Annotated in this window: 16 protein-coding genes and 1 pseudogene; 11 read left to right on the forward strand and 6 right to left on the reverse strand. The window is 64.5% G+C overall.

Annotated features, from left to right (window positions below):
* Positions 1 to 11 precede the first annotated feature (11 nt).
* Both purE and ACX5I4_RS06160 read right to left on the reverse strand, forming a co-directional pair.
* Positions 12 to 590 (reverse strand): 5-(carboxyamino)imidazole ribonucleotide mutase, encoded by a 579-nt coding sequence (gene purE, locus ACX5I4_RS06155; RefSeq protein WP_461835894.1) that lies wholly within the window; start codon positions 588 to 590, stop codon positions 12 to 14.
* Entirely contained in the window at positions 587 to 1774 is a 1188-nt protein-coding gene (locus tag ACX5I4_RS06160; RefSeq protein WP_461835895.1) for a 5-(carboxyamino)imidazole ribonucleotide synthase, read from the reverse strand. Before ACX5I4_RS06160 ends, purE begins: the two co-directional genes overlap by 4 nt.
* A 185-nt stretch (positions 1775 to 1959) precedes the next feature.
* Between ACX5I4_RS06160 and ACX5I4_RS06165 the strand changes: the two genes are divergently transcribed.
* The gene (locus tag ACX5I4_RS06165) at positions 1960 to 2547 is read left to right on the forward strand and encodes a GtrA family protein (RefSeq protein ID WP_461835896.1); all 588 of its coding nucleotides are present in this window, start codon (positions 1960 to 1962) and stop codon (positions 2545 to 2547) included.
* Here ACX5I4_RS06165 and ACX5I4_RS06170 read toward each other — a convergent pair.
* Positions 2534 to 3232, reverse strand: a complete 699-nt coding sequence (locus ACX5I4_RS06170; RefSeq protein WP_461835897.1) for a TIGR03089 family protein — start codon at positions 3230 to 3232, stop codon at positions 2534 to 2536. The genes ACX5I4_RS06165 and ACX5I4_RS06170 overlap by 14 nt on opposite strands.
* Before the next feature lie 364 nt (positions 3233 to 3596).
* Here ACX5I4_RS06170 and ACX5I4_RS06175 point away from each other — a divergent pair.
* From ACX5I4_RS06175 to ACX5I4_RS06185, 3 genes and pseudogenes are all read left to right on the forward strand, one after another.
* A pseudogene (locus tag ACX5I4_RS06175) lies at positions 3597 to 4141 on the forward strand (WhiB family transcriptional regulator).
* Positions 4141 to 7485, forward strand: a complete 3345-nt coding sequence (locus tag ACX5I4_RS06180) for a glycosyltransferase (protein ID WP_461838664.1) — start codon at positions 4141 to 4143, stop codon at positions 7483 to 7485. Before ACX5I4_RS06175 ends, ACX5I4_RS06180 begins: the two are co-directional and overlap by 1 nt.
* Positions 7478 to 9166 carry a DUF5719 family protein gene (locus ACX5I4_RS06185; protein WP_461835898.1) on the forward strand — a complete coding sequence of 563 codons (1689 nt, stop codon included), beginning with the start codon at positions 7478 to 7480 and terminating at the stop codon, positions 9164 to 9166. Before ACX5I4_RS06180 ends, ACX5I4_RS06185 begins: the two co-directional genes overlap by 8 nt.
* 38 nt (positions 9167 to 9204) lie before the next feature.
* Here ACX5I4_RS06185 and ACX5I4_RS06190 read toward each other — a convergent pair whose 3' ends face one another.
* Positions 9205 to 9723, reverse strand: a complete 519-nt coding sequence (locus ACX5I4_RS06190; RefSeq protein ID WP_461835899.1) for a metallopeptidase family protein — start codon at positions 9721 to 9723, stop codon at positions 9205 to 9207.
* 97 nt (positions 9724 to 9820) lie between these two features.
* On the opposite strand from ACX5I4_RS06190, the gene ACX5I4_RS06195 reads away from it, so the two are divergent.
* The 5 genes from ACX5I4_RS06195 to ACX5I4_RS06215 all read left to right on the forward strand — a co-directional run bounded on the left by ACX5I4_RS06195 (position 9821) and on the right by ACX5I4_RS06215 (position 14871).
* Complete coding sequence (locus ACX5I4_RS06195) at positions 9821 to 10195, forward strand: DUF3499 domain-containing protein (protein WP_461835900.1); 375 nt, start codon at positions 9821 to 9823, stop codon at positions 10193 to 10195.
* 168 nt (positions 10196 to 10363) lie between these two features.
* Complete coding sequence (locus tag ACX5I4_RS06200) at positions 10364 to 10588, forward strand: Trm112 family protein (RefSeq protein WP_461835901.1); 225 nt, start codon at positions 10364 to 10366, stop codon at positions 10586 to 10588.
* A gap of 42 nt (positions 10589 to 10630) precedes the next feature.
* Positions 10631 to 12112, forward strand: a complete 1482-nt coding sequence (ahcY, locus tag ACX5I4_RS06205) for an adenosylhomocysteinase (RefSeq protein WP_461835902.1) — start codon at positions 10631 to 10633, stop codon at positions 12110 to 12112.
* 121 nt (positions 12113 to 12233) lie between these two features.
* On the forward strand, positions 12234 to 13538 hold the full coding sequence (locus tag ACX5I4_RS06210; RefSeq protein ID WP_461835903.1) for a L,D-transpeptidase: 1305 nt from the start codon (positions 12234 to 12236) through the stop codon (positions 13536 to 13538).
* A gap of 100 nt (positions 13539 to 13638) precedes the next feature.
* Positions 13639 to 14871 (forward strand): L,D-transpeptidase, encoded by a 1233-nt coding sequence (locus ACX5I4_RS06215; RefSeq protein WP_461835904.1) that lies wholly within the window; start codon positions 13639 to 13641, stop codon positions 14869 to 14871.
* A gap of 34 nt (positions 14872 to 14905) precedes the next feature.
* Here ACX5I4_RS06215 and ACX5I4_RS06220 read toward each other — a convergent pair whose 3' ends face one another.
* Positions 14906 to 15706, reverse strand: a complete 801-nt coding sequence (locus tag ACX5I4_RS06220) for an RDD family protein (RefSeq protein ID WP_461835905.1) — start codon at positions 15704 to 15706, stop codon at positions 14906 to 14908.
* Between the two features lie 191 nt (positions 15707 to 15897).
* On the opposite strand from ACX5I4_RS06220, the gene ACX5I4_RS06225 reads away from it, so the two are divergent.
* Both ACX5I4_RS06225 and ACX5I4_RS06230 read left to right on the forward strand, forming a co-directional pair.
* Positions 15898 to 16890: a stage II sporulation protein M gene (locus ACX5I4_RS06225; RefSeq protein ID WP_461835906.1), complete on the forward strand. Its 993-nt coding sequence runs from the start codon at positions 15898 to 15900 to the stop codon at positions 16888 to 16890.
* Between the two features lie 146 nt (positions 16891 to 17036).
* Positions 17037 to 18167 carry a TIGR01906 family membrane protein gene (locus ACX5I4_RS06230; protein ID WP_461835907.1) on the forward strand — a complete coding sequence of 377 codons (1131 nt, stop codon included), beginning with the start codon at positions 17037 to 17039 and terminating at the stop codon, positions 18165 to 18167.
* Positions 18168 to 18170: 3 nt separating this feature from the next.
* Here ACX5I4_RS06230 and ACX5I4_RS06235 read toward each other — a convergent pair whose 3' ends face one another.
* Positions 18171 to 19817, reverse strand: coding sequence for a dolichyl-phosphate-mannose--protein mannosyltransferase (locus ACX5I4_RS06235; protein ID WP_461835908.1), 1647 nt, complete (start codon positions 19815 to 19817; stop codon positions 18171 to 18173).
* Positions 19818 to 19819: the final 2 nt, after the last annotated feature.

Genomic DNA, 19819 nt, shown 5'->3' on the forward strand with positions numbered 1-19819 from the left:
GCAACGCCCTCTTAGCGGCTGCCCCGGGCGGAGACGTTGGCCGTGGAGAACACTTCAGCCACCTTGTCGCGGAGCCTGGCCCCTTTTTCAGTGGCGGTGTTGTTGAGTTCCCGGGCAAACGAGAGCAGGTCGCCACGAAGCTTGACGGCCAGTTCATCGGTTCCGGAAGCAAGGATACGCACGGCCAGAAGGCCAGCGTTGCGGGCGCCGCCGATCGAAACGGTCGCCACGGGTACGCCCGCGGGCATCTGCACGATGGACAAGAGGGAATCCATGCCATCCAGGGTCTTCAGCGGGACCGGGACGCCAATCACGGGCAGCGGAGTGACGGATGCGAGCATGCCCGGCAAGTGGGCAGCGCCGCCTGCTCCGGCGATGATGACGCGGATACCGCGCTCATGGGCGGTCTGCCCGTAGCGGATCATTTCCGTGGGCATGCGGTGGGCGGAGACTACGTCGGCTTCGAAGGGGATGCCGAATTCTGCCAGGGCGTCCGCCGCAGCTTCCATGACGGGCCAATCGGAGTCGGAGCCCATGACCAGGCCAACGATCGGGGCGACGTTCCCGGCATCCATGTTTTCTGCGCTCATGCGGTCTCCTCGGTGGTGGTCTCTGCCGGCATGCGGCCGTCACGGATGATGTCGGCCACAACTGTGGCACGGTGTCGGATGGAATCGACGTCTGCTGTGGAGGTGCCGACGAGGTTCACGTGGCCGATCTTACGGCCGGCGCGCACGGATTTGCCGTAGCAGTGGACCTTCGCGGCGGGCTCGTAGGCGAGGGCTTTGGGGTAGGCGCTGAAGAGATCCTGGTTGGCACCGCCCAGGAAGTTCTTCATCACCACCACCGCGCCCAGGGCATCCGTGGCGCCGAGGGGGAGGTTGAGGACTGCGCGCAAGTGCTGCTCAAACTGGCTGGTGACGGATCCGTCCTGCGTCCAGTGGCCGGTGTTATGCGGGCGCATTGCGAGCTCGTTGACCAGGAAGCCGACACCGACGCCGGGAGTCTCGAAGAGTTCTGCCGCCATGACGCCCGTGACGCCGAGTTCATTGGCGATCCGCAGCGCGGCCTCTTCGGCGGCGGCGGCGACCTCCACGGGAATATCCTGGGCCGGCGCAATGACTTCGTCGCAGACACCGTCCACCTGGACGGTGTGGACAACCGGCCAGGCGCGGGATTCGCCGTCGGGGGTTCTTGCGACGAGTGCGGACAGCTCGCGGCTGAACTCAACCTTCGCCTCGGCCAGCAGCGGGCTCATGGCCTCGAACCAGTCCGTGGTGGTCCGGGCGTCGTCGGCAGAGTGAACGATTCGAACGCCCTTGCCGTCATAGCCGCCGCGGGGGGTCTTCAAGACGATCGGCCAGCCGATCTGCTCACCGAAAGCCACAAGGTCGTCGACGCCGTGGACGGCAGCCCACTCCGGGTTGGGCAGCCCCAGGCGGTCGATCGCGGCACGCATCACCAGTTTGTCCTGCGCGTGCACGAGGGCATCCGGGCCCGGCTGGACATTGACGCCGGCCTCGATCAAGGCACGAAGGTGCTCGGTGGGGACATGCTCGTGGTCGAACGTCATGACGTCCAATCCCTTGGAGAACTCGAGCAGGGCTGCGAGGTCCTTGTAGTCGCCAACGGGAGCCGTTGCCACGGCCTGGACGGCAGAAACGTCCTCGCCTTCAGCAAGGACACGGAGTTCAAAGCCAAGAGCGGTTGCGGCCGGAGCCATCATTCGTGCGAGCTGGCCGCCGCCCACCACGCCAATTACAGGAAAAGTCACAAGGTTCAGCCTACCGAACCAGCAGCCCGTTCCTAGATTCTGCCGGCCGCGCTTGCCTTGCGCGCCTGCCGAAAGGGTTCCCGCGCGGGCCGCCTGCGCGGAACAATTCGGCAAGCTCCAAGGAAACGGCGCTAAAATGGAGACTTCGGCCCATCGGCCCCCTAGAACAACGGCCATGGAGGGTCATGATCAACACACTTGCAGATCGCATCCGCGGGCTTGCCTCGCTCTTTTGGCGCGAAGTAGCCAAGTTCGGCGCTGTCGGCGGTGTTGCGTTCGTCATAGATTCAGCTGTGTACATCTGGCTGTTCTCCGGCCCCATGCACGGCAGCGAGGTCTGGGCCAAGGCTATCGCAACGGTCGTGGCCAGCATCTTTTCCTGGGTTGCCAATAGATTCTGGACCTTCCGTCACCGCAAGCAAGCCAACGTGGTCCGTGAGGCTGTGTTGTTCGCCGTGATGAACATCGTCGGTCTGTTGATCGCCTCGGGCTGTGTGTGGGTCGCCAAGTACCTGCTGGGCCTGAATGACAAGCCCTCGCTCTTCATCGCGGGCAGCGTAGTCGGTTTGATCCTCGGAACGATTTTCCGATTCTTTGCCTACCGGTTCTGGGTCTTCAACGAAGAACTGGACGAAGAGCCGGCCTTCTCGCATGACCACGAGCTCATCGAAGCCCATCACAAGGCCAAGGCCAAGGCCATCCACGCCGCTCACGCGGAGGCTAACGCCGACGCTGGCTCCAAGGAAGGCGAAGAGGCGGTCAAGCGCCGCTGACGCGTTCGTTGTCCAGCAGGTGCCGCGTGATTTCAACGTCGGGGTGAACCAGCACCACGGAGCCGTCTTCCTTCCAAGCGCCCAGCGCGTCTGCCAGGGCCGATTCCAAGCCGTCGGCCGCACGGACCAGCAGCCGAACGCCGGCCTCGTGTTCCTTGGCAAAGCCGTCCAGCAATTCACCGTGCGAGTGTCCGGTTTCAGGGCGGCGCAAGGCCGGCAGTGCGGCGTCCGGTTCGGCGTGGGCCATGAAAACGTCGCCGTGGGAGCGGACTTCCGCCGCGTAGTCCACGACGCCGACCGGCAGTTCTCCGGGCCAGCGCATCGCGAGCGCCGCTAGCGGCACGGCGACGACCGCGTCAAAGTCCGCGCCAGCGCCGACGTCGGGGGTGTCCGTCACAAGGAGATCGGCACTGCCGCCGTCGAGCACCAATTCCATGCCCAGTTGCCAGCCGGCCAGCGCCCACACAAGGGACTTCCAATGGGCCGGCAGGTCCAAGCGCAGGCTCATTCCCGGCTCGGCGTCGAACTCGTCCTGAAGCAGGTTGCTGGTCTTGGCGACCCAATTGTCCAGAACACGGCCTGAAAGTTCCACCCGTTCGGCGTCCGGTCCGTACCAGGTCAGGCGGGGTGACGTGGCGTGCCCGGAACGCAGGGCTGCCATCAGGTTCATTGCGGGGGTGCTCATGGCTACATCTTGCCACGGGCCGCCCGGCCAGCCATGGGAGTATGTGAATTACGCCACACAGGGCTGCCTGGGGTCGATTGCCCGACGTTCCAGCGGCCGCATGATTTCCCTGAAATTCAACGAAAATGCATATTAACTGATTCGGGGCTTCCGTTTTTCGCGGGGACGCGCGGGTGGCGCGGAAAAATCCCGGGCGTGGCGCGGCGGCGGTTAGTACGGAAAGTTGATTATTATCCCGGCGCGGCTTGACGGCTTGGTAGTTACACGCGTGTAATTAGATATCGAACGCCGCTGCGGGAGTATCGGGTACATAACCGAGTACCGAATGAGCACGGCAGCAGCTGCAACATCAGGAAGGGACGCCATGGGGCAAGCGTTGCGTATCCAGGAAGATGCAGTCGTCGCGGAATATGCGTCGGTCAAGTACCGATCGCGGGAGGTTCCGGGGGATTGGTACGTTGACCCGGCGGATCCGCAGGCGGCGGACCGCTATATCGAGACCACTCGCGAGTCGTTGGAAGACCAGGCAACAGCCCTTCTTGCTGCGCACGAGGCTCTCGTCGGGGACGCGCCGGTAGATCCGGAGGACGATCTCGACGATCCTCCCATGGAGTTGCGCCGTCCACTCGACAACCCGGCCCAGCCGGTGTGGATCGGGCTTCCAAGCCAAGGAGACTTCGACGACGAAGGCGAACTCGGTTGGCAGACGGACGCCTTGTGCGCCCAGACGGATCCCGAGGCTTTCTTCCCCGAAAGGGGGGCTCCACGCGGGATGCCAAGAAGGTTTGCGGTGCGTGCAATGTACGGTCGCAGTGCCTTGAATACGCACTCGCCAATGATGAACGTTTTGGTATCTGGGGCGGGCTCTCCGAGCGTGAGCGCCGCAGGCTGAGGAAGCGAGCGGTCTGATTCTCAAGGCAGTACACGTTACCGCCGTCGTCGTCTCGCATGACGGCGGTAACTATCTTCCCAGAACCCTGGCGGCTCTGCTGGACCAGACGCGTCCGGCAGATGCCGCCATTGGCATTGATACGGGCTCCCGCGATAAGTCCGCAGCGTTACTGCGGCGGGCGCTCGGCGAGGGCAATGTCACCAGCACAGGTGAATCCAAAGTAGGCTTCGGCGCGGCCGTCATGGCTGGCCTCGCCCGCTCGGCTCCTTCGAAGGAGCCGGGAACCACGGAATGGATCTGGCTGCTGCACGACGACGCCGCTCCCGCCCCCGAGGCACTCGCCGAGCTGCTTCAGGCAGTCGAGCGCGCTCCCTCAGTGACGGTGGCTGGTTGCAAGCAGCTGGCCTGGGACGCGGAACGCAGGCTCATTGATGCCGGCCTGTCCACGAGCAGCTGGGCTGAAAGACTCACGCTTATCGAGGCCGACGAACTCGACCAGGGCCAGTACGACGGCCGTACCGATACTTTCGCCGTGAATTCCGCGGGCATGCTGATCCGGCGCGACGCGTGGGAGCATTTGGGCGGCTTTGACCCGGCGCTGCCGGGCGTCGGAGACGACGTCGATTTCTGCTGGCGCAACTGGCTTGCGGGCAACAGGGTTGTGCTGGTCCCGGCAGCACGCATGTTCCACGTCGAGCAACGGCCCCACAGCATGGCGACACCCGCTGCGGCCCGCAAGAGCCAGGTCCATTTGAGGCTCACGCATGCCTCGCCGTGGAAGGTTCCATTGCACGCGATCGGCGCCCTGCTCGGCGGCCTGTTGCGGCTGGTCTTGAGCATTCTCGTCAAGGAGCCGGGCCACGGAATATCCCAGCTTGGGGCCACCCTTGCGGCCCTCGGCCGGCCCAGGGCGATTTGGCGTGCCAGGAGCAATGCTGCCCGGACGCGCCGGGTGCGGCGCTCCGTGATTAAGGGCCTGCAGACTCCACGCCGCGAGGTTTGGGCCTACCGCCGCTCCCTCGTAGAGGCAATCGGTGCAGACGATTTCCAGGAAACCCATGATTCCCTGGCTCCGGAGCCGAGCGGCGATGCCGGCGACGATTTCGCAGCCCTCGCCACGAATGAGCGAGGGTGGATCGGTACAGGTGCGGTAGCGGCCGGCTTCGTTGCCTTGGCAGCTTCCTTCGTTGGCTTGCTGGGACTCCTGGGTGCGGGCGGAGTGACCGGCGGCGGACTGCTGCCGGTGTCAACCGCCGCCGACATCTGGCGGTCAGCGTCCAGCTGGTGGATCAGCTTGGGCGCGGGACTGCCCGGGCACGGGGATCCCTTCGCCTACATACTGTGGCTCGTGTCGATGCTCGGGGCAGGCGACTCCAACACGGCCATTGTGTGGCTGTTGTTGCTGGCCATGCCTCTGTCCGGACTAGGTGCCTGGTTCGCCGCCGGCGCGTTGACCACGCTGCGCCGTTACCGCTTCATTGCCGCGCTGGTCTGGGCCGGTGCGCCGGTTCTCCAAGTCGCTGTGAACCAAGGAAGGCTAGGGGCCCTCCTGGCCCATGTAGTGATGCCTCTGCTGGTCCTGGCACTATTGCGCGCCACGGGATCGGCGCTGGGTCGGGGCACTACGTTGGGTCAGCGCCAGAATCAGCTCCAGCTGACCGGCGCTAGCTCAGCAAAGCTGTTGCCGGGGAAGCCGGGCGTCAACGGCACGCCCTCCTGGACGGCCGCTGCCGCCGCGGGACTGGCGCTGGCAGTGGTGACGGCCTCTGCGCCATCCCTGCTGCCTCCCGTTGCCCTCCTTGTTGTCTTTTGCGGTATCGCCCTCGGGCGGCGCGGGCGGACCGTCTGGTGGTCATTGCTTCCGAGCGCCGCGCTCTTTGCACCGTATGTGCTCTCGGTCCTGGAACGGCCGCGCGCCATGCTGGCCGACCCGGGCCTCCCGCTCGGGTTCGAAGCCGCACCGTTGTGGCAGCAGTTGCTCGGCCAACCCCTGAAATTCGATGTCGACGGCGGATTGGCCGGCTTGGCACTGTTTGGCCCGTCGGGCGTGCCGTGGGCGCTGTTGCTTGCTGTGCTGGTTGGTGCGCCGGTTCTCCTGTTATCGGTCGCGGCCCTCTTTGTGCCCGGACGGCGCTCACGCGTCACGCGTTTCCTTTGGACGGGTGCCCTCCTGCTACTGGGCTGGGCCTGGCTCGCCGGCCACGTGGCAACAGCCTCCAACGGCAACATGCTGGTAGCACCCTTCACCGGGCCGGCAGTTTCCGCCGCCGGGTTCGCGGTGTTGGGAGCCGCGCTGATTGGAGCCGAAAACCTCCTTCAGCTCACGGCCAAGGCGGAAGATGGCAGGCCGGTCAGGCGCGCCGCAGTGCGAATCCTCTCTGCTGTGACAACCCTTCTCCTGATTGCCGGACCCCTCGCCAGCATGGGTGTATGGGCAACACAGAACACCATGGCCACTGCGGATGCCGTGCCGTCGGCCAGTGGTGCCCTCGGCACCCCGCGCCTGGTCCAGCCGGCAGGGCCGAACACGCTTCCGGCTACCGCCGTCGACCACGGCCAAGGGCCCGAACAGACCCGCACGCTGGTCATCACCGCCGGTGAGAACGGCGGCTACGCGTCATCCCTGATGCGTGGGGCCGGTACTACCTTGGACTCCCTCTCCACCGTGGCCGCCGCCAGTTCCATCATGGGTTCGCCAGGGCAGGAACGTCTTGCGGCCGACGACGACGCGACCGCGTCCATTCGGAACGCAGTAGCCACTATTGTCGCGGGAACCGGCGTAGACCCGCGGCCCAGCCTTGAGCAACTCGGGGCCGGATTCGTTGTCCTGAAGTCAGCCGACAGCGCTGCCCAACTGACCGCCAGCCGGATAGATTCCGTTCCTGGCCTGGTGGCTGTGGGAAAGACCGATTCCGGATGGCTGTGGCGTGTCACGCCGTTGAACCGGGCCGCGGCAGCGGACGCCGAAACCGCGCATCGGGTCCGGGTGGTCGATGCCAAGGGCGCTGTGGTCGCCCTACTTCCCTCCCTCGGAACCTCTGCTGCGGGTGATATCCCGGCAGGCGGGGATGGCCGCCTTGTAGTGCTCGCTGAGCGGGCGGATGCCGGCTGGAGCGCTTGGCTGGATGGCCGCCGGCTGAGCCCGACCACCTCTGGATGGGCCCAAGCGTTCACCTTGCCGCCTGCAGGCGGGAAGATCGAGATCCGTTACACCACCGTTTGGGAGCCTTGGCTCGGCATTCTGCAGGCTGTAGTCATTGGTTTGACCATTTTGCTGGCCATTCCCATGCCCGCCCGCAGGCCGAAGACCGGCCTCCTGAAGGAACAAAAAACTCTCCGTAAGGAATACAGCAGTGTCTGACAACCAAGACCGTACGTCAGGGACGCCCACCCGGCGGGTCAGCGCGGAGCAGGGCCTCGGGGGGACACGGGAACGCGGCCAACGCAAAGCCGGGAACAACAAGGCCGGGAACAAGAACAAGGGCGTTGTGTTGGGCGTGCTCTCGGCGGCGGTGCTTCTTGCGGCAGGGGCAGGCATGGTCTCCGCGGCATCGATAGTCCCGGCACCGTCAGGGAGCCGGACTTTGGACATGTCCCTTGCCGATGTCCCTGCGGGCAAGGCAACCGCCGTTTGTCCGGCGCCTCCGCGCCTCCCTGAGGGAACTGCCGAGGGCACCGACACCCAGTTCAGCCCCGTCTCGCGTTCAGCCAAGAGTTTCCTGGATGCGGTAGTGCTCAGTGACGCCGCCGGATCTGTTCCCGGAAGCAGCCTCGCCTCCCTGGGCGGGTCCGCGATCGCCGAAATTGCCAAGCCTCCTGCCGCCGTCGAGACCCCCGCGCCAGGGCCTCCCGTCCTTAAAGCAGGCGTCGTGGCCCAGCGGCCTGCGGGTGATGTAACCGTGTTGGGTGCGGATCCCATCAGCGGTCAAAAGGCAGCCATGGCGGGGTTGATGAGCTACACGGCCAACGACGGCGATCTTCGCGGCCTTGCGGCGGCACCCTGCCAGCAACCGGGCAACGATGCCTGGCTTCTGGGCGCCGGCACCGCACTGGGACGAACAGCGGTTTTGAACATCAGCAATGCTTCGGGCACACCGGCTACCGTCAACCTCGAGCTATACGGTGCCCGTGGCCAGATCCACGCCTCGGACAGCCGTGGCTTGCTGGTTTCGCCAGGAACTACCCGCTCCATCAATTTGGCGGGACTGGCCCCGAACGAAGCCCAGCTCTCGGTGCACCTTCGCAGCAGCGGCGGGCCGGTTGCGGCAAGTATCCAGCAGAGCGTTCTCCGTGGCCTGACGGCCGGCGGTGTCGAGCTGATCACCCCGGGTGCTGCTGCCGCCGACTCCCAAGTCATGACCGGTGTGGACCTCCAGGACCCGGCCGCCGTGAAGTCGCTTGCCGACAAAACAGGTTTCTCCGACGTCGTTCCGGCACTGCAGATCACCGTCCCCGGTCCCGCGGATGCGGTACTCGATGTTCAGTTGTTCGGACCGAACGGGCAGCGCGCGCTGCCCGGTGGGGGAGCGGTGACTGCCAAAGCGGGTTCGGTCACCCAAGTGCCTCTCACGGGCGTCCCCGCTGGGATGTACACAGTCAGCGCTACCTCGGACGTTCCCTTCGCCGCGTCCACGCGCGTAACACGAGGACTCAAGGCTGAGGATCCCGTCGACTTTGCCTGGTCTCCGGCCGCGGTCCGTTTGGGCAGCCAGCATGTAATGGCGGTGCCCCAGGGCGGCACCCGCTTCCTCAGCTTCGGCGTGCCGGCAGGGCGCGCTACCGTCAGCTACACGCCGGTCACGTCGGACGGCAAGGTGCACAAAACGGAAACGGTGGAGATCGCCGGGGGAACCACCTCGGTCATCGGGGTTCCGGAGAAATCCGACGGTGCTGCGATCTCCGGCTACATCGTGTCAGCGGCAGGGGACGCGGCCTACGGCGCGCTCGTGCTTGGTCGGGGCGAGCAATCCGGGGTCTCGGTCCTGCCTATCCAAGATGGCGCGGCAGGCCACGAAAAGGTACAGGTCACCCTCGGTTACTGAGCGGCGATTTACCAGATAGCGGCCTGCTGGGTAGCGGTCTACTGATAACGACGGCGGTAGACAGGGTCCAGGGTCTCCGGCGGCACGCCGAGCATCTCGGCGGTGTATTCGACGACGACGTCATGCACCAAGTCCTGGAGGTCCTCACGGCCACCGGTGGTGTGCTCGACGACGCGCCGATAGATGGTGATGACAGGTCCTGCGCCGTGGGCTGCCGGGGTGTATGAGCCCAACGGTGCCGCGGTGCCTTGGGCTACCAGTTCCTCGAGGTTTGGCGGGATCTCGTCGACGGCGAACGAGACGCCGTCGAGCCGTTTGCCCCACATATCCTGCAGCCGTTCGGCGGAATCCAGCACAAGGTCGTCAAACCTTTCCGCACGCGTCCGGTAGCCGGGAACGTTGGGAAGCATGATTTCCCCGCGCAAGCCCCGCCCGTGGCGGTTTCTGCGCCGCTGCCTGAAACCGCGAACGGAGGTGCCCGCCGTCGTCGTTTCCTGGCTGTCCTCGGTATCAGACAAATGGACTGTGAGGCCCGGAACGTGGTGCTGTGACTGCATATATCGACTTTAGACCCGTGCTTGCGCCAACGCGACATAATGCCCGCTAAGAGGCAATGCACCGCGTCGCGGCGAAGTGCGGCTAATCTGGGATGTTGTGGGTGCAATTCGTCAGTGTTCCAGATCAGCTTGCCGCCAATCCGCGGTGGCCACTTTGACGTACGTCTACGCCGAATCGACAGCGGTGCTGGGTCCATTGGCTACGTATGCCGAGCCCCATTCCTACGACCTGTGCGCGCAGCATGCTGAATCGCTGACGGTACCGAGGGGCTGGGAAGTCATGCGACTCGCCATGCCGTCCTCGCCGCCTCAGCCCGGACCGGACGATCTCCTTGCCCTGGCCAATGCCGTACGCGAAGCGGCCTCGGCCCCGGCGCCGGAACAGCGCACCGTCCGCGCCTCCTTTGATGGACCAGCCGCTGCCGAGGGAACAACGCGGCGCCACTTGCGCATCCTGCGCGATCCTTCCTGAACTCCTTCGGGTCCGGGACGAGCGAACGGTGTCTGACTCCGTGTGCCGCTGCCGGGGTTAGTGACGGAACTTCATGACAACGTCCGCTGCGCCGCCGGGTTGTACTCTGGAAGCTGCATATCAGTCCAAAGCGGCGCCTGTGATGGTGCCATCCAGGGAGCTTCAACCATGCCAAAGGTCAGTCCTGAATTGTTGTCCATCCTGCGTTGCCCAGTCACGGGGTCCCCGCTGGAGCAGGACGGTGAGGAACTTGTCTCGACGACGGCGGCCGCCTCGGGTGAAAAGGTCCGCTACGCCATCCAGGACGGGATCCCCTTGCTGCTGCCTCCGGAGCTGCTGGCCGCCGCCAACGCCGCTGCCTCGGACCAGCACGACGGACCCCGCCGCGCCTAAGCCCCACCTGACTTCAACCATTCGGTACTTCTAAGGACTTCCATGACTTTCGACTACAAGGTTGCCGACATCTCCCTGGCCGAAGCCGGGCGCCACCAGATCCGCTTGGCCGAGCACGAAATGCCGGGCCTCATGTCGTTGCGCGCCGAGTTCGGTCCGAGCCAGCCGCTCAAAGGAGCACGCATTGCCGGCTCCCTGCACATGACAGTGCAGACCGCGGTTCTCATCGAGACGCTGACCGCCCTCGGCGCCGAGGTCCGCTGGGCCTCGTGCAACATCTTCTCCACGCAGGACGAGGCTGCTGCCGCCGTCGTGGTCGGCAAGGGGACTGCCGAGGATCCCCAAGGGGTTCCCGTGTTCGCCTGGAAAGGCGAGACCCTCGAGGAATACTGGTGGACCGCGGAACAGATCCTCAGCTGGCCCGGCGCGGACTCCAACCCGGAGTTGGGCCCCAACATGATCCTCGACGACGGCGGCGACGCCACGCTGCTGGTCCACAAGGGCGTCGAGTTCGAAGCCGCTGGTACGGTGCCGACCGCCACGGAAAGCGATCCAGAAGAGTACGCACTCATCCTGGATGTACTGCGCAAGAGCCTTGCCGCCGACCCGAAGAAGTGGACCCGGATCGCCGCCGGCATCCGTGGCGTGAGCGAGGAAACCACCACAGGCGTACATCGCCTCTACCAACTCGCTGAGCAGGGCAAGCTGCTCTTCCCGGCCATCAACGTCAACGACTCCGTGACGAAGAGCAAATTCGACAACAAGTACGGAATCCGCCACTCCCTGCCGGATGGCATCAACCGTGCAACGGATGTCCTCATGGGCGGCAAGGTCGCCGTCGTCTGCGGCTATGGCGACGTCGGCAAGGGCGCCGCCGAGGCACTCCGTGGCCAGGGTTCACGCGTCATCGTGACCGAGATCGACCCCATCTGCGCACTGCAGGCAGCCATGGACGGCTACCAGGTAGCCAAGTTGGAATCGGTGCTGGAACGAGGCGACATCTTCGTCACCACTACGGGCAACAAGGACGTCATCATGGCCTCCGACATGCTCCGCATGAAGAACAAGGCGATTGTGGGCAACATCGGCCACTTCGACAACGAGATCGACATGGCCGGACTGGCAAAGGTTCCGGGTGTCCAGAAGGTCGAAATCAAGCCGCAGGTGCACGAATGGGTTTTCCCCGCTGCGGATGGCCGGGACGAGCGGTCGATCATCGTCCTCTCCGAAGGACGCCTCCTGAACCTTGGCAACGCGACCGGCCACCCGTCGTTCGTCATGAGCAATTCCTTCGCTAACCAGACAATCGCCCAAATCGAGCTATGGACCAAGAAGGACCAGCCCGAAGGCGAGCGTGAATACTCGAACGAGGTTTACGTGCTGCCGAAGATCCTCGACGAGAAGGTCGCACGTCTCCATTTGGACGCCTTGGGAGTGGAATTGACCGAGCTCAGCAAGGAACAGGCCGAGTACCTGGATCTTGACGTTGCCGGGCCGTACAAGCCCGAACACTACCGGTACTGAGGACATCGGCTGGGAGCGAGCTGACCGGCGGGCTCCCAGCCAATATCAAGCCACGCCCCTTAGGATGCGGCTGTGAGGCGTGAGTTTATTGGGGGGCGTGAGTTTCTTGGAGAAATCAAACATGGGTCTTAATTCTGACAGCGGGCACACGGACGCTTCTGAGCACTGGGACGCTTTCGAGCATGCCGACCCGGGGCCCGTGGACGCGAAGCGAACCAGGTTCCGGAAGGTGGCCTGGATCGTGGTTGTCTGCCTCATTGCCGCATTCAGCGGCACTTTCGCTGCGGTGGCACCGCATGCGGCCAGCGCAGCGATCGAGTCCGAAGGATCGTCCGGTGAACGCAGCGAGGCGGGTGCCGTGCTGCCCGTCGTGAAGCCCGCCACGGTGGTTGCCTCACCTGCGAGCGGAGCCAAACAGGTGAACCCCGCTGCCCCGGTCACCATCGCCGTCAAGGACGGAACCCTCGACCGGGTCTCCTTGACGAGCACCAAGGGAAAGACCATTGAGGGCGCGTTGACCCCGGATGGCCTTAGCTGGACCGCCACTACGCCCCTCGAATTCAACACTTCATACACTTTCAACTACACGGTGGCGGATTCGGCTGGCCGCGCCACGTCGAAAACCCAGTCGTTCGCGACGGTTTCCACCCAGAACGAGGCCGACGCCGCGATGTACCCCCTGGACGGGTCCAAAGTAGGCGTGGCGCAGCCACTCCAGATCACTTTCAGTGAGCCCGTGGTCAACAAGGCCGCCGTCGAGAAGGCCATCAAGGTCACGTCCACGTCAGGCCAAGTCGGGGCTTTCCACTGGTTCAGCGACACCATGGTGCGCTACCGGCCGGAGAACTTCTGGGCGGCGAACAGCACCGTGACAGTGGATCTCAAGCTGTTCGGGGTGGACTTCGGCAACGGGCAGATCGGCAACTTCAACAAAACGGACTCGTTCAAGATCGGAGACAAGAAGGTTGCCGTAGCTGACGCGGTTGCCCACACGTTCACGGTCAGCGTCAACGATCAGCAGGTTGGCCAGTGGCCGGACACCATGGGCGACACCAGGTTCCCTTCAGCGCGCGGCTACTTGGTGCTCATGGAAAAGTACCGGGTGGAGCACATGGACGCCTCCACCATCGGCCTCAAGCCGGGGGATCCCGCCTACTACGGACAACTTGACGTCAACTACGCGACGCGACTGACGCCCAGCGGGGAGTTCATCCACCAGGCCACGGACACGGCCATGCCGTATGTCGGCGTCACGAACCTCTCTCATGGTTGCATCGGTCTGGGGCCGGACGGGGCGAAATGGGTATTCGACAACATGGGCACCGGAGACGTCGTCCAAGTGGTCAACACCGAGGGAGACTACGCCAACTACGACGACGGTTTTGGCGACTGGAACATCCCCTGGGCACAGTACGCCAAACGATAGCTCGACGCCGGCAGCACTGCCCGGAGCGCACCACTCGTCCCGCTAGAATTGACGGGTCGGTCTTGGGGACTGGCCTTCTGCCGGGGGATGTGGAGTTGCTATGGCGCGTCAAGGGAAACGCAAGACCGGGAAAATTCTCGGAGTCATCGGGATTTGTGCTGGCGTTGCGGCCGGAGGTATCGGTGCAGCCACCGCGCCTGCGTGGCTCGGCACAGTCGTGGAGTCCGAATCGGGATCACCACAGCGCACCGACGCCGGATTGGCTTCCGCCGTCGTCAAGGCGGTGGAACTGGGCATCATGCCACTGGATGGTGCCCGCGAAGTGAACCCCGCCGTCGGGCCTTCCGTCAAGGCTGTGCACGGCACGCTAAGGGACGTTGAACTGGTACCGGTCAAAGGCGGCACAACCGTCAAGGGAACCATCAGCGCTGATGGCAGCACCTGGTCCACCCTGCAGCCCCTGGAGTTCAACACCGAGTACCGTTACGGGTTTACGGTTGTTGACCGCGCCGGCCGGGAGACCCGGAAGACCCAGACCTTCACCACGGTGTCCACACCCAACGAGGCCGACGCCGCAGTGTTTCCCCGCGACGGGTCCACCATGGGTTCCGGTCAGCCCATCGAAATCAACTTCAGCGAGCCAGTGGCTGACAAAGCAGCCATGGAAAAGGCTGTCAGGATCAGCGTTTCCTCAGGCCAGGACGTGGCCTGGCGCTGGTATTCGGACCGGAAAGTGCGCATTCGCCCGGAGGAATTCTGGGCGGCCAACATGAGCGTGTCCGTTGACATGCCACTGTTCGGCACGGATTTCGGCAACGGCATGATCGGCAACTCCAACGTCAAGGCCACCTTCAGGACGGGTCCGCAGCGGATAGCGGTGGTGGACGACACTACCAAGACCATGAGCGTGTTTATCGACGGCGCACTCGTCAAAACGGCTCCGGTCACCCTTGGCAGCCCGGACTGGCTCTCGCCTACCGGCTTCGCCGTGATCATGGAGCAAGAACGGCACTCAAAGTTCAACGCGGGCAGCATCGGGCTCAAACCCGGCGACAAGGGCTACTACGCGCCGCTCGTCGTGGAGCACGCCAACCGGCTCACTAACTCGGGTGTCTATGTGCACCAGGCCCTTCCCTCAGCCTACGGAGCTGTTGGCGCGTACAACGTCTCGCACGGGTGCGTCGGCTTGCTCCCCGCTGACGCCGCCTGGTTCTTCAACAACATGCGAACGGGGGATGTGGTGCAGGTCCTCAACACCGGCGCGCCGGCAGTGGAGCCCCTTGAAGGCTTCGGCGACTGGAACATTCCCTGGGCCAGTTACGCGAAGCGCTGAGCGCCGTCGGAAGCGTTCGACGTCGGCCGCTCGCCTAGCGCGTGAACGGGAGCCTGTTGAGTCGAGCGCCAACTATTGCGCTGCGATGCTCTGCGCGGCGCAATCGTTCCAGGTCCCGGTTCCGCCGTTCGCACAACACTGCGTGCAAATAGTCTTCCGGCGTCGTCCCGGGCGGCGGCGGTGGGGCGACGTACGCTGCCAGTTCGGTGGCGAGGGCTCCAGCCAGCCTGGTGCGTGATTCCGGGGCCATCCGGGACGCCTGCTGGATGAATTGTGAGGCGCGCCGCGCCGTGCCGTCCGGCACCCTGCCGATATCCGCGATTCCCACCCAGGACTGCAGGTGGGGCGGCGCGTAGGGGAGGATCTTGCGCTCGGCGGGAACCCGCTGCCTGAGCGAATAAGTTCCTGCCACGACGTCTCCAAGCCTCTTCGACTTGTCGTTGAACAGGGCCACGGCAATGGCCAATCCGCCGAATGTCGCGTAGATCTCCAGGAAACCGATCAACCCGCGGATCACCGCGTGCCGGAAACGGATGGATCCGCCGTCGTCGCGCACGATCCTGAGCCCGGTAGCCAGCTTGCCCAGCGAGCGGCCGCGGCTCAGCGTTTCCACCGCAACGGGGAGGACCACGAGGCACAGCACCACGCTGGACAAGGCCATCGCGCGGCCCGCGGCCACGTCCACATCCGGAGCCGCCACGCTCAGTAGAATCAGCAAACCGAAAAGCAGCAGGACATGCACCACGACATCGAGCATGAGCCCGAGGGCCCTCGCCCCGAACGATGCCGGCCGCAGTTCAAGGACCACGGCCTCACCAGTAATGATCGAACTCAAGCCGTCCCCCGAAAACTGCCACGCACTCCGACGATGTAGGCGGGACCGGTCGGCTCCCGCTGGATCGAGTCTAGCCGTGGAGACAGCTGCGTAGCAGAGGTTGCTGTGGACGTTGGCACTGCTTTGGAAGCGTTGGCACTGCTTTGGAAGTGTTGGCACTGCTTTGGAAGCGTTGGCACTAGGGTAGTGCCGTGGACATGGACGCCTTCTCCGCCGTGAACGGGACCAAATGGTCCCGCTTGCACGAGCTCGCGCACAAACGGCGCCTTGACGGCAGCGAAGCCGACGAGCTCTTGCGGTTGTACCAAGTGGTGTCATCACACCTGTCCCTCATCCGATCCGTGGCCCCGGAGAGCGCGCTGTCCGCGTCCCTCTCGGCGGCCCTGGCCCAGGCCCGCACCCGATTCACCGGGGCGAGATCGAATTTCATGGAAGACCTCGTGCGTTTTTTCGTTGTGTCCTTGCCCGCCGCGTTCTACCGGTTGCGCTGGCTGACGGTGTGGTGCGGGGTCTTCTTTTGCCTTGTGGCTGCTGGGTACACGCTGTGGATCGGGACATCGCCAGAGGCGTTGAGGGCCCTGGGAAGCAGCAGTGCCGTGAAGCAATACGTCGACCAAGACTTCGTTGGCTACTATTCGGAGAACCCCGCTGCGTCCTTCGCCGGGGCAGTCTGGACCAACAATGCTTGGATCGGGGCGCAGTCCGTAGCTTTGGGCATCACCGGCTTCTGGGTGCCATACATGCTGTTCTCCAACGCCCAGGGCGTAGGGATCGCTGCTGGCGTGTTTGCCGCCACCGGCAAGATGGACGTGTTTTTCAGCTACATCCTCCCGCACGGCCTCATGGAGCTAACCGCCGTGTTCATCGCGTCCGCGGGCGGTCTGCGCATTTTTTGGGCCATGGTTTCACCTGGCCCGCGCCGCAGGATGCAGGCCGTCGCGGACGAGGGGCGCGCGCTGATCACCGTGGCTCTGGGGCTGGTGATCGTCTTGTTCGTTTCCGGACTCGTTGAGGCTTTCGTGACGCCGAGCCCGCTTCCTGTGTGGGCCAAGGTACTGATCGGTACGCTCGTTCTCGCGGCATACTGGGTCTATGCCCTGGTGCTGGGCGGGCGGGCCTTCCATGCCGGCGCCACAGGTGACCTGGACAGCAACGACGCCGGCTACCGCGAGATAGCTGCCTAACGGCACGTCGGTCCGGTTGCAATCCGGCGTTCGCCGGGGTGGCTCCTCGTCTCTCTGCGAGGGCGGACTGTAGGCTCGAAGACAGAGAAGATTGCCAGCGGACCGTTCCCGCGCCGGCATGTGAATCCTACGGAAGTGAAATTGAAGTGACCGAGAAGAGCCCGATCCCCCAAGAGCCGGACGCGGATATCCATAACGACGGCGATGAGCCGGCCTTCGATTGGATGAAGCCTGCCCCCACATCCGCGGCTCCGGACGCACGCCCGGCTCCGGACGCACGCCCGGCAACGGCTGCTGACGGAGTCCCGGACTCTTCGACGAAGCCGGTACCAGAGGGCAAGCCCGCGGCTGAATCCGTGCCCGGTCAGCCCGGGAGCCGGGCTGACCGCAAGGCCGCCGAGGCCGCCGAAGCCGGGCCGGAACCGGCGCTCTTCGCCGAGCCCCTGCCGACGTCGGCCCTTCAGGTCCGCCCTCCGGATTCCGAAGTGGAACGCCGCAACCACGAGCGCGAACAGGCTGCCAACGCCAAACCCGTGGCACCGCGCATTTTCCAGGTCCTGTTGGCCGTCTTCTACCCGGTGGTCCTCCTGGTGCTGGCAATCCGCGCCGTGGCCAGCCCCTTGTTCTTGTGGGTGGAGTACTACCGGCCGGGGTTCCCGGGCGACGGTTATGGCTTCAATGCCGATGACCGGATGACCTATGGTTCCTATGCGGTGGACTACCTCAGCAACTGGTCCGGTCCGCGCTACTTGGGCGAACTGGTCAACCGGAACGGCGAGAAGCTGTTCAAGGAGGGCGAAGTCTCCCATATGGCCGACGTCAAGACTGTGATGCTCTCCGCATTCGGTGCCGGCGCGCTCATGATCATCATTGGCATCATCGCCATGCTGTACCTGCGTAAGCGCAGCATTGGCGGAATCCGCCGCGGCCTGTTCGCCGGTTCGATCGTCACCCTCGTGCTCATTCTCGGGCTGGGCACGCTTGCCGCCCTTGGCTGGCAACAGTTCTTCACGGAGTTCCACCAGATCTTCTTCGCGAACGGCACCTGGACATTTTCGCTCGACGACACCTTGATCCGTTTGTTCCCTGGACAGTTTTGGATGGACGCAGGAATAGTGATCGGCGCCTTGGTATTCGTCGCCTCCCTGCTGACGCTCATCTTCACGTGGCCCACCCGCCGTCGTCGTGGTCTGCCTGCCAAGGACCAAGCCGCCGCTACCGAAGTCCCCGCGGATGTGAAGGCAACCTCCTCGGAGGACGGCCCGCTCGAAAAGTAGTGGCTAGATCCAGGACGGCATCCACATGCGCATGCGCCAGTCCTGGTAGCTGATCACTTCCGCCGTCCACACCGGATAGAAGAACGCCGACAGCAGCACGGCAAGAACCACCACGAGCCCCACGACGTAGAGCCCGGAGCGACGGCGCCATGGGGGAGCGTCGCTCTTGCCCAAGGCAAGTCCCAACCCGTAGACGAGAGCCAAGACCAGGAAGGGTTCGAAGGAGAGGGCGTAAAAGTAGAACATGGTGCGTTCCGGATACATGAACCACGGCAGGTACCCTGCGGCGACCCCTGCCAGGATGGCCCCGGCCCGCCAGTCGCGCCGCCCGGCCCACCAGAAAAGCACCACGAAGAGTGCGATCGTTGCACCCCACCAGACCACGGGGTTGCCCACGGACAGGATTGCGGAGGTGCAGCTGGAGAAGTCGCAACCGGACGTTCCCTGCTTGGGGGACTCGTAATAGAACGACGTGGGCCGCCCCATGACCAGCCAGCTCCACGGACTCGATTGATAGGGGTGGGGCGAGCTGAGGCCCTGATGGAAGTTGTAGGCCTCCAAGTGGTAGTAGGCAAGTGAGCGCAACGGTCCGGGAATCCATCCCCAGGTGGCGGAGGGATTCGTATCCGCCCAATGCCGGTAGTAGGCGTCCTTCGAAAGAAACCAGCCGGTCCACGTAGACAGGTACACGGCTCCGGCCATGGGGATCATGGTGAAGAACGCCGGAATGCCGTCCTTGATGATCCCGGCGCTGGGCCAGCTCCGGATCCCCGCAATGCGCCGCGCGCCCATATCCCAGAAGACCGTCATCAGGCCGAAAGCAACAACGAAGAACAGGGCCGACCACTTGGTGCCGACCGCCAGGCCGAGGCAAACACCGGCCGCCAGGCGCCACCATCGAAATCCGAGCCACGGCCCTGAGGCGAGCTGCGTAGGCGTTGGCCGGCCGTCCTTCGATGTGGCCGCAAGCGCGGCGAGCCGTGCCGCTAAGCGGCGCCGGCCGTCGTCGCGGTCCATCAGCAGGGCACCGAACGCCGCGAGCAGCCAAAACATCAGGAAGATGTCCAGCAGGGAAGTGCGCGACATGACCAGGTGGTGGCCGTCGACGGCGAGCAGCAGCCCCGCGACCGCGCCCAGGATGTGGGAACGGAAGAGCTTCAGGGCGATCAGGGCGATCAGGAAGATGGAGAGGGTGCCCGTCAGGGCCGCGGAAAACCTCCAGCCGAAGGAATTGTCCGAACCAAAGAGCCACATCCCGAAGGCGATCATCCATTTCCCTACCGGAGGATGTACCACGTACTCGGGGGAGTTGAGCAGGACGTTGGGGTTGCCCGCATTGAAGGCATCGTTGGCCTTGTCCGGCCAACTGCGCTCGTATCCGCTGACCAGGAGGGAATAAGCGTCCTTGACATAGTAGGTCTCGTCGAACACGAGGCTATGCGGGGCGTCGAGGCGGACAAAACGCAGGATCCCGCCGATCACCGCAGTGATGGTGGGGATCAACCAGAACCACAGTCTCAAAGACGGCGGGTAGTCCCGCCAACTCTGGATGCCGCCAATGAGCCGTGTACGCAGGGCCCCTGCGGCGAACGCCTCACGAGGCCGTGTCAACCAGGTTTGCGGGGCGGGGCGCACGGAGGTATCGATCACTC

The organism is Arthrobacter sp. MMS24-S77, from assembly GCF_054888235.1.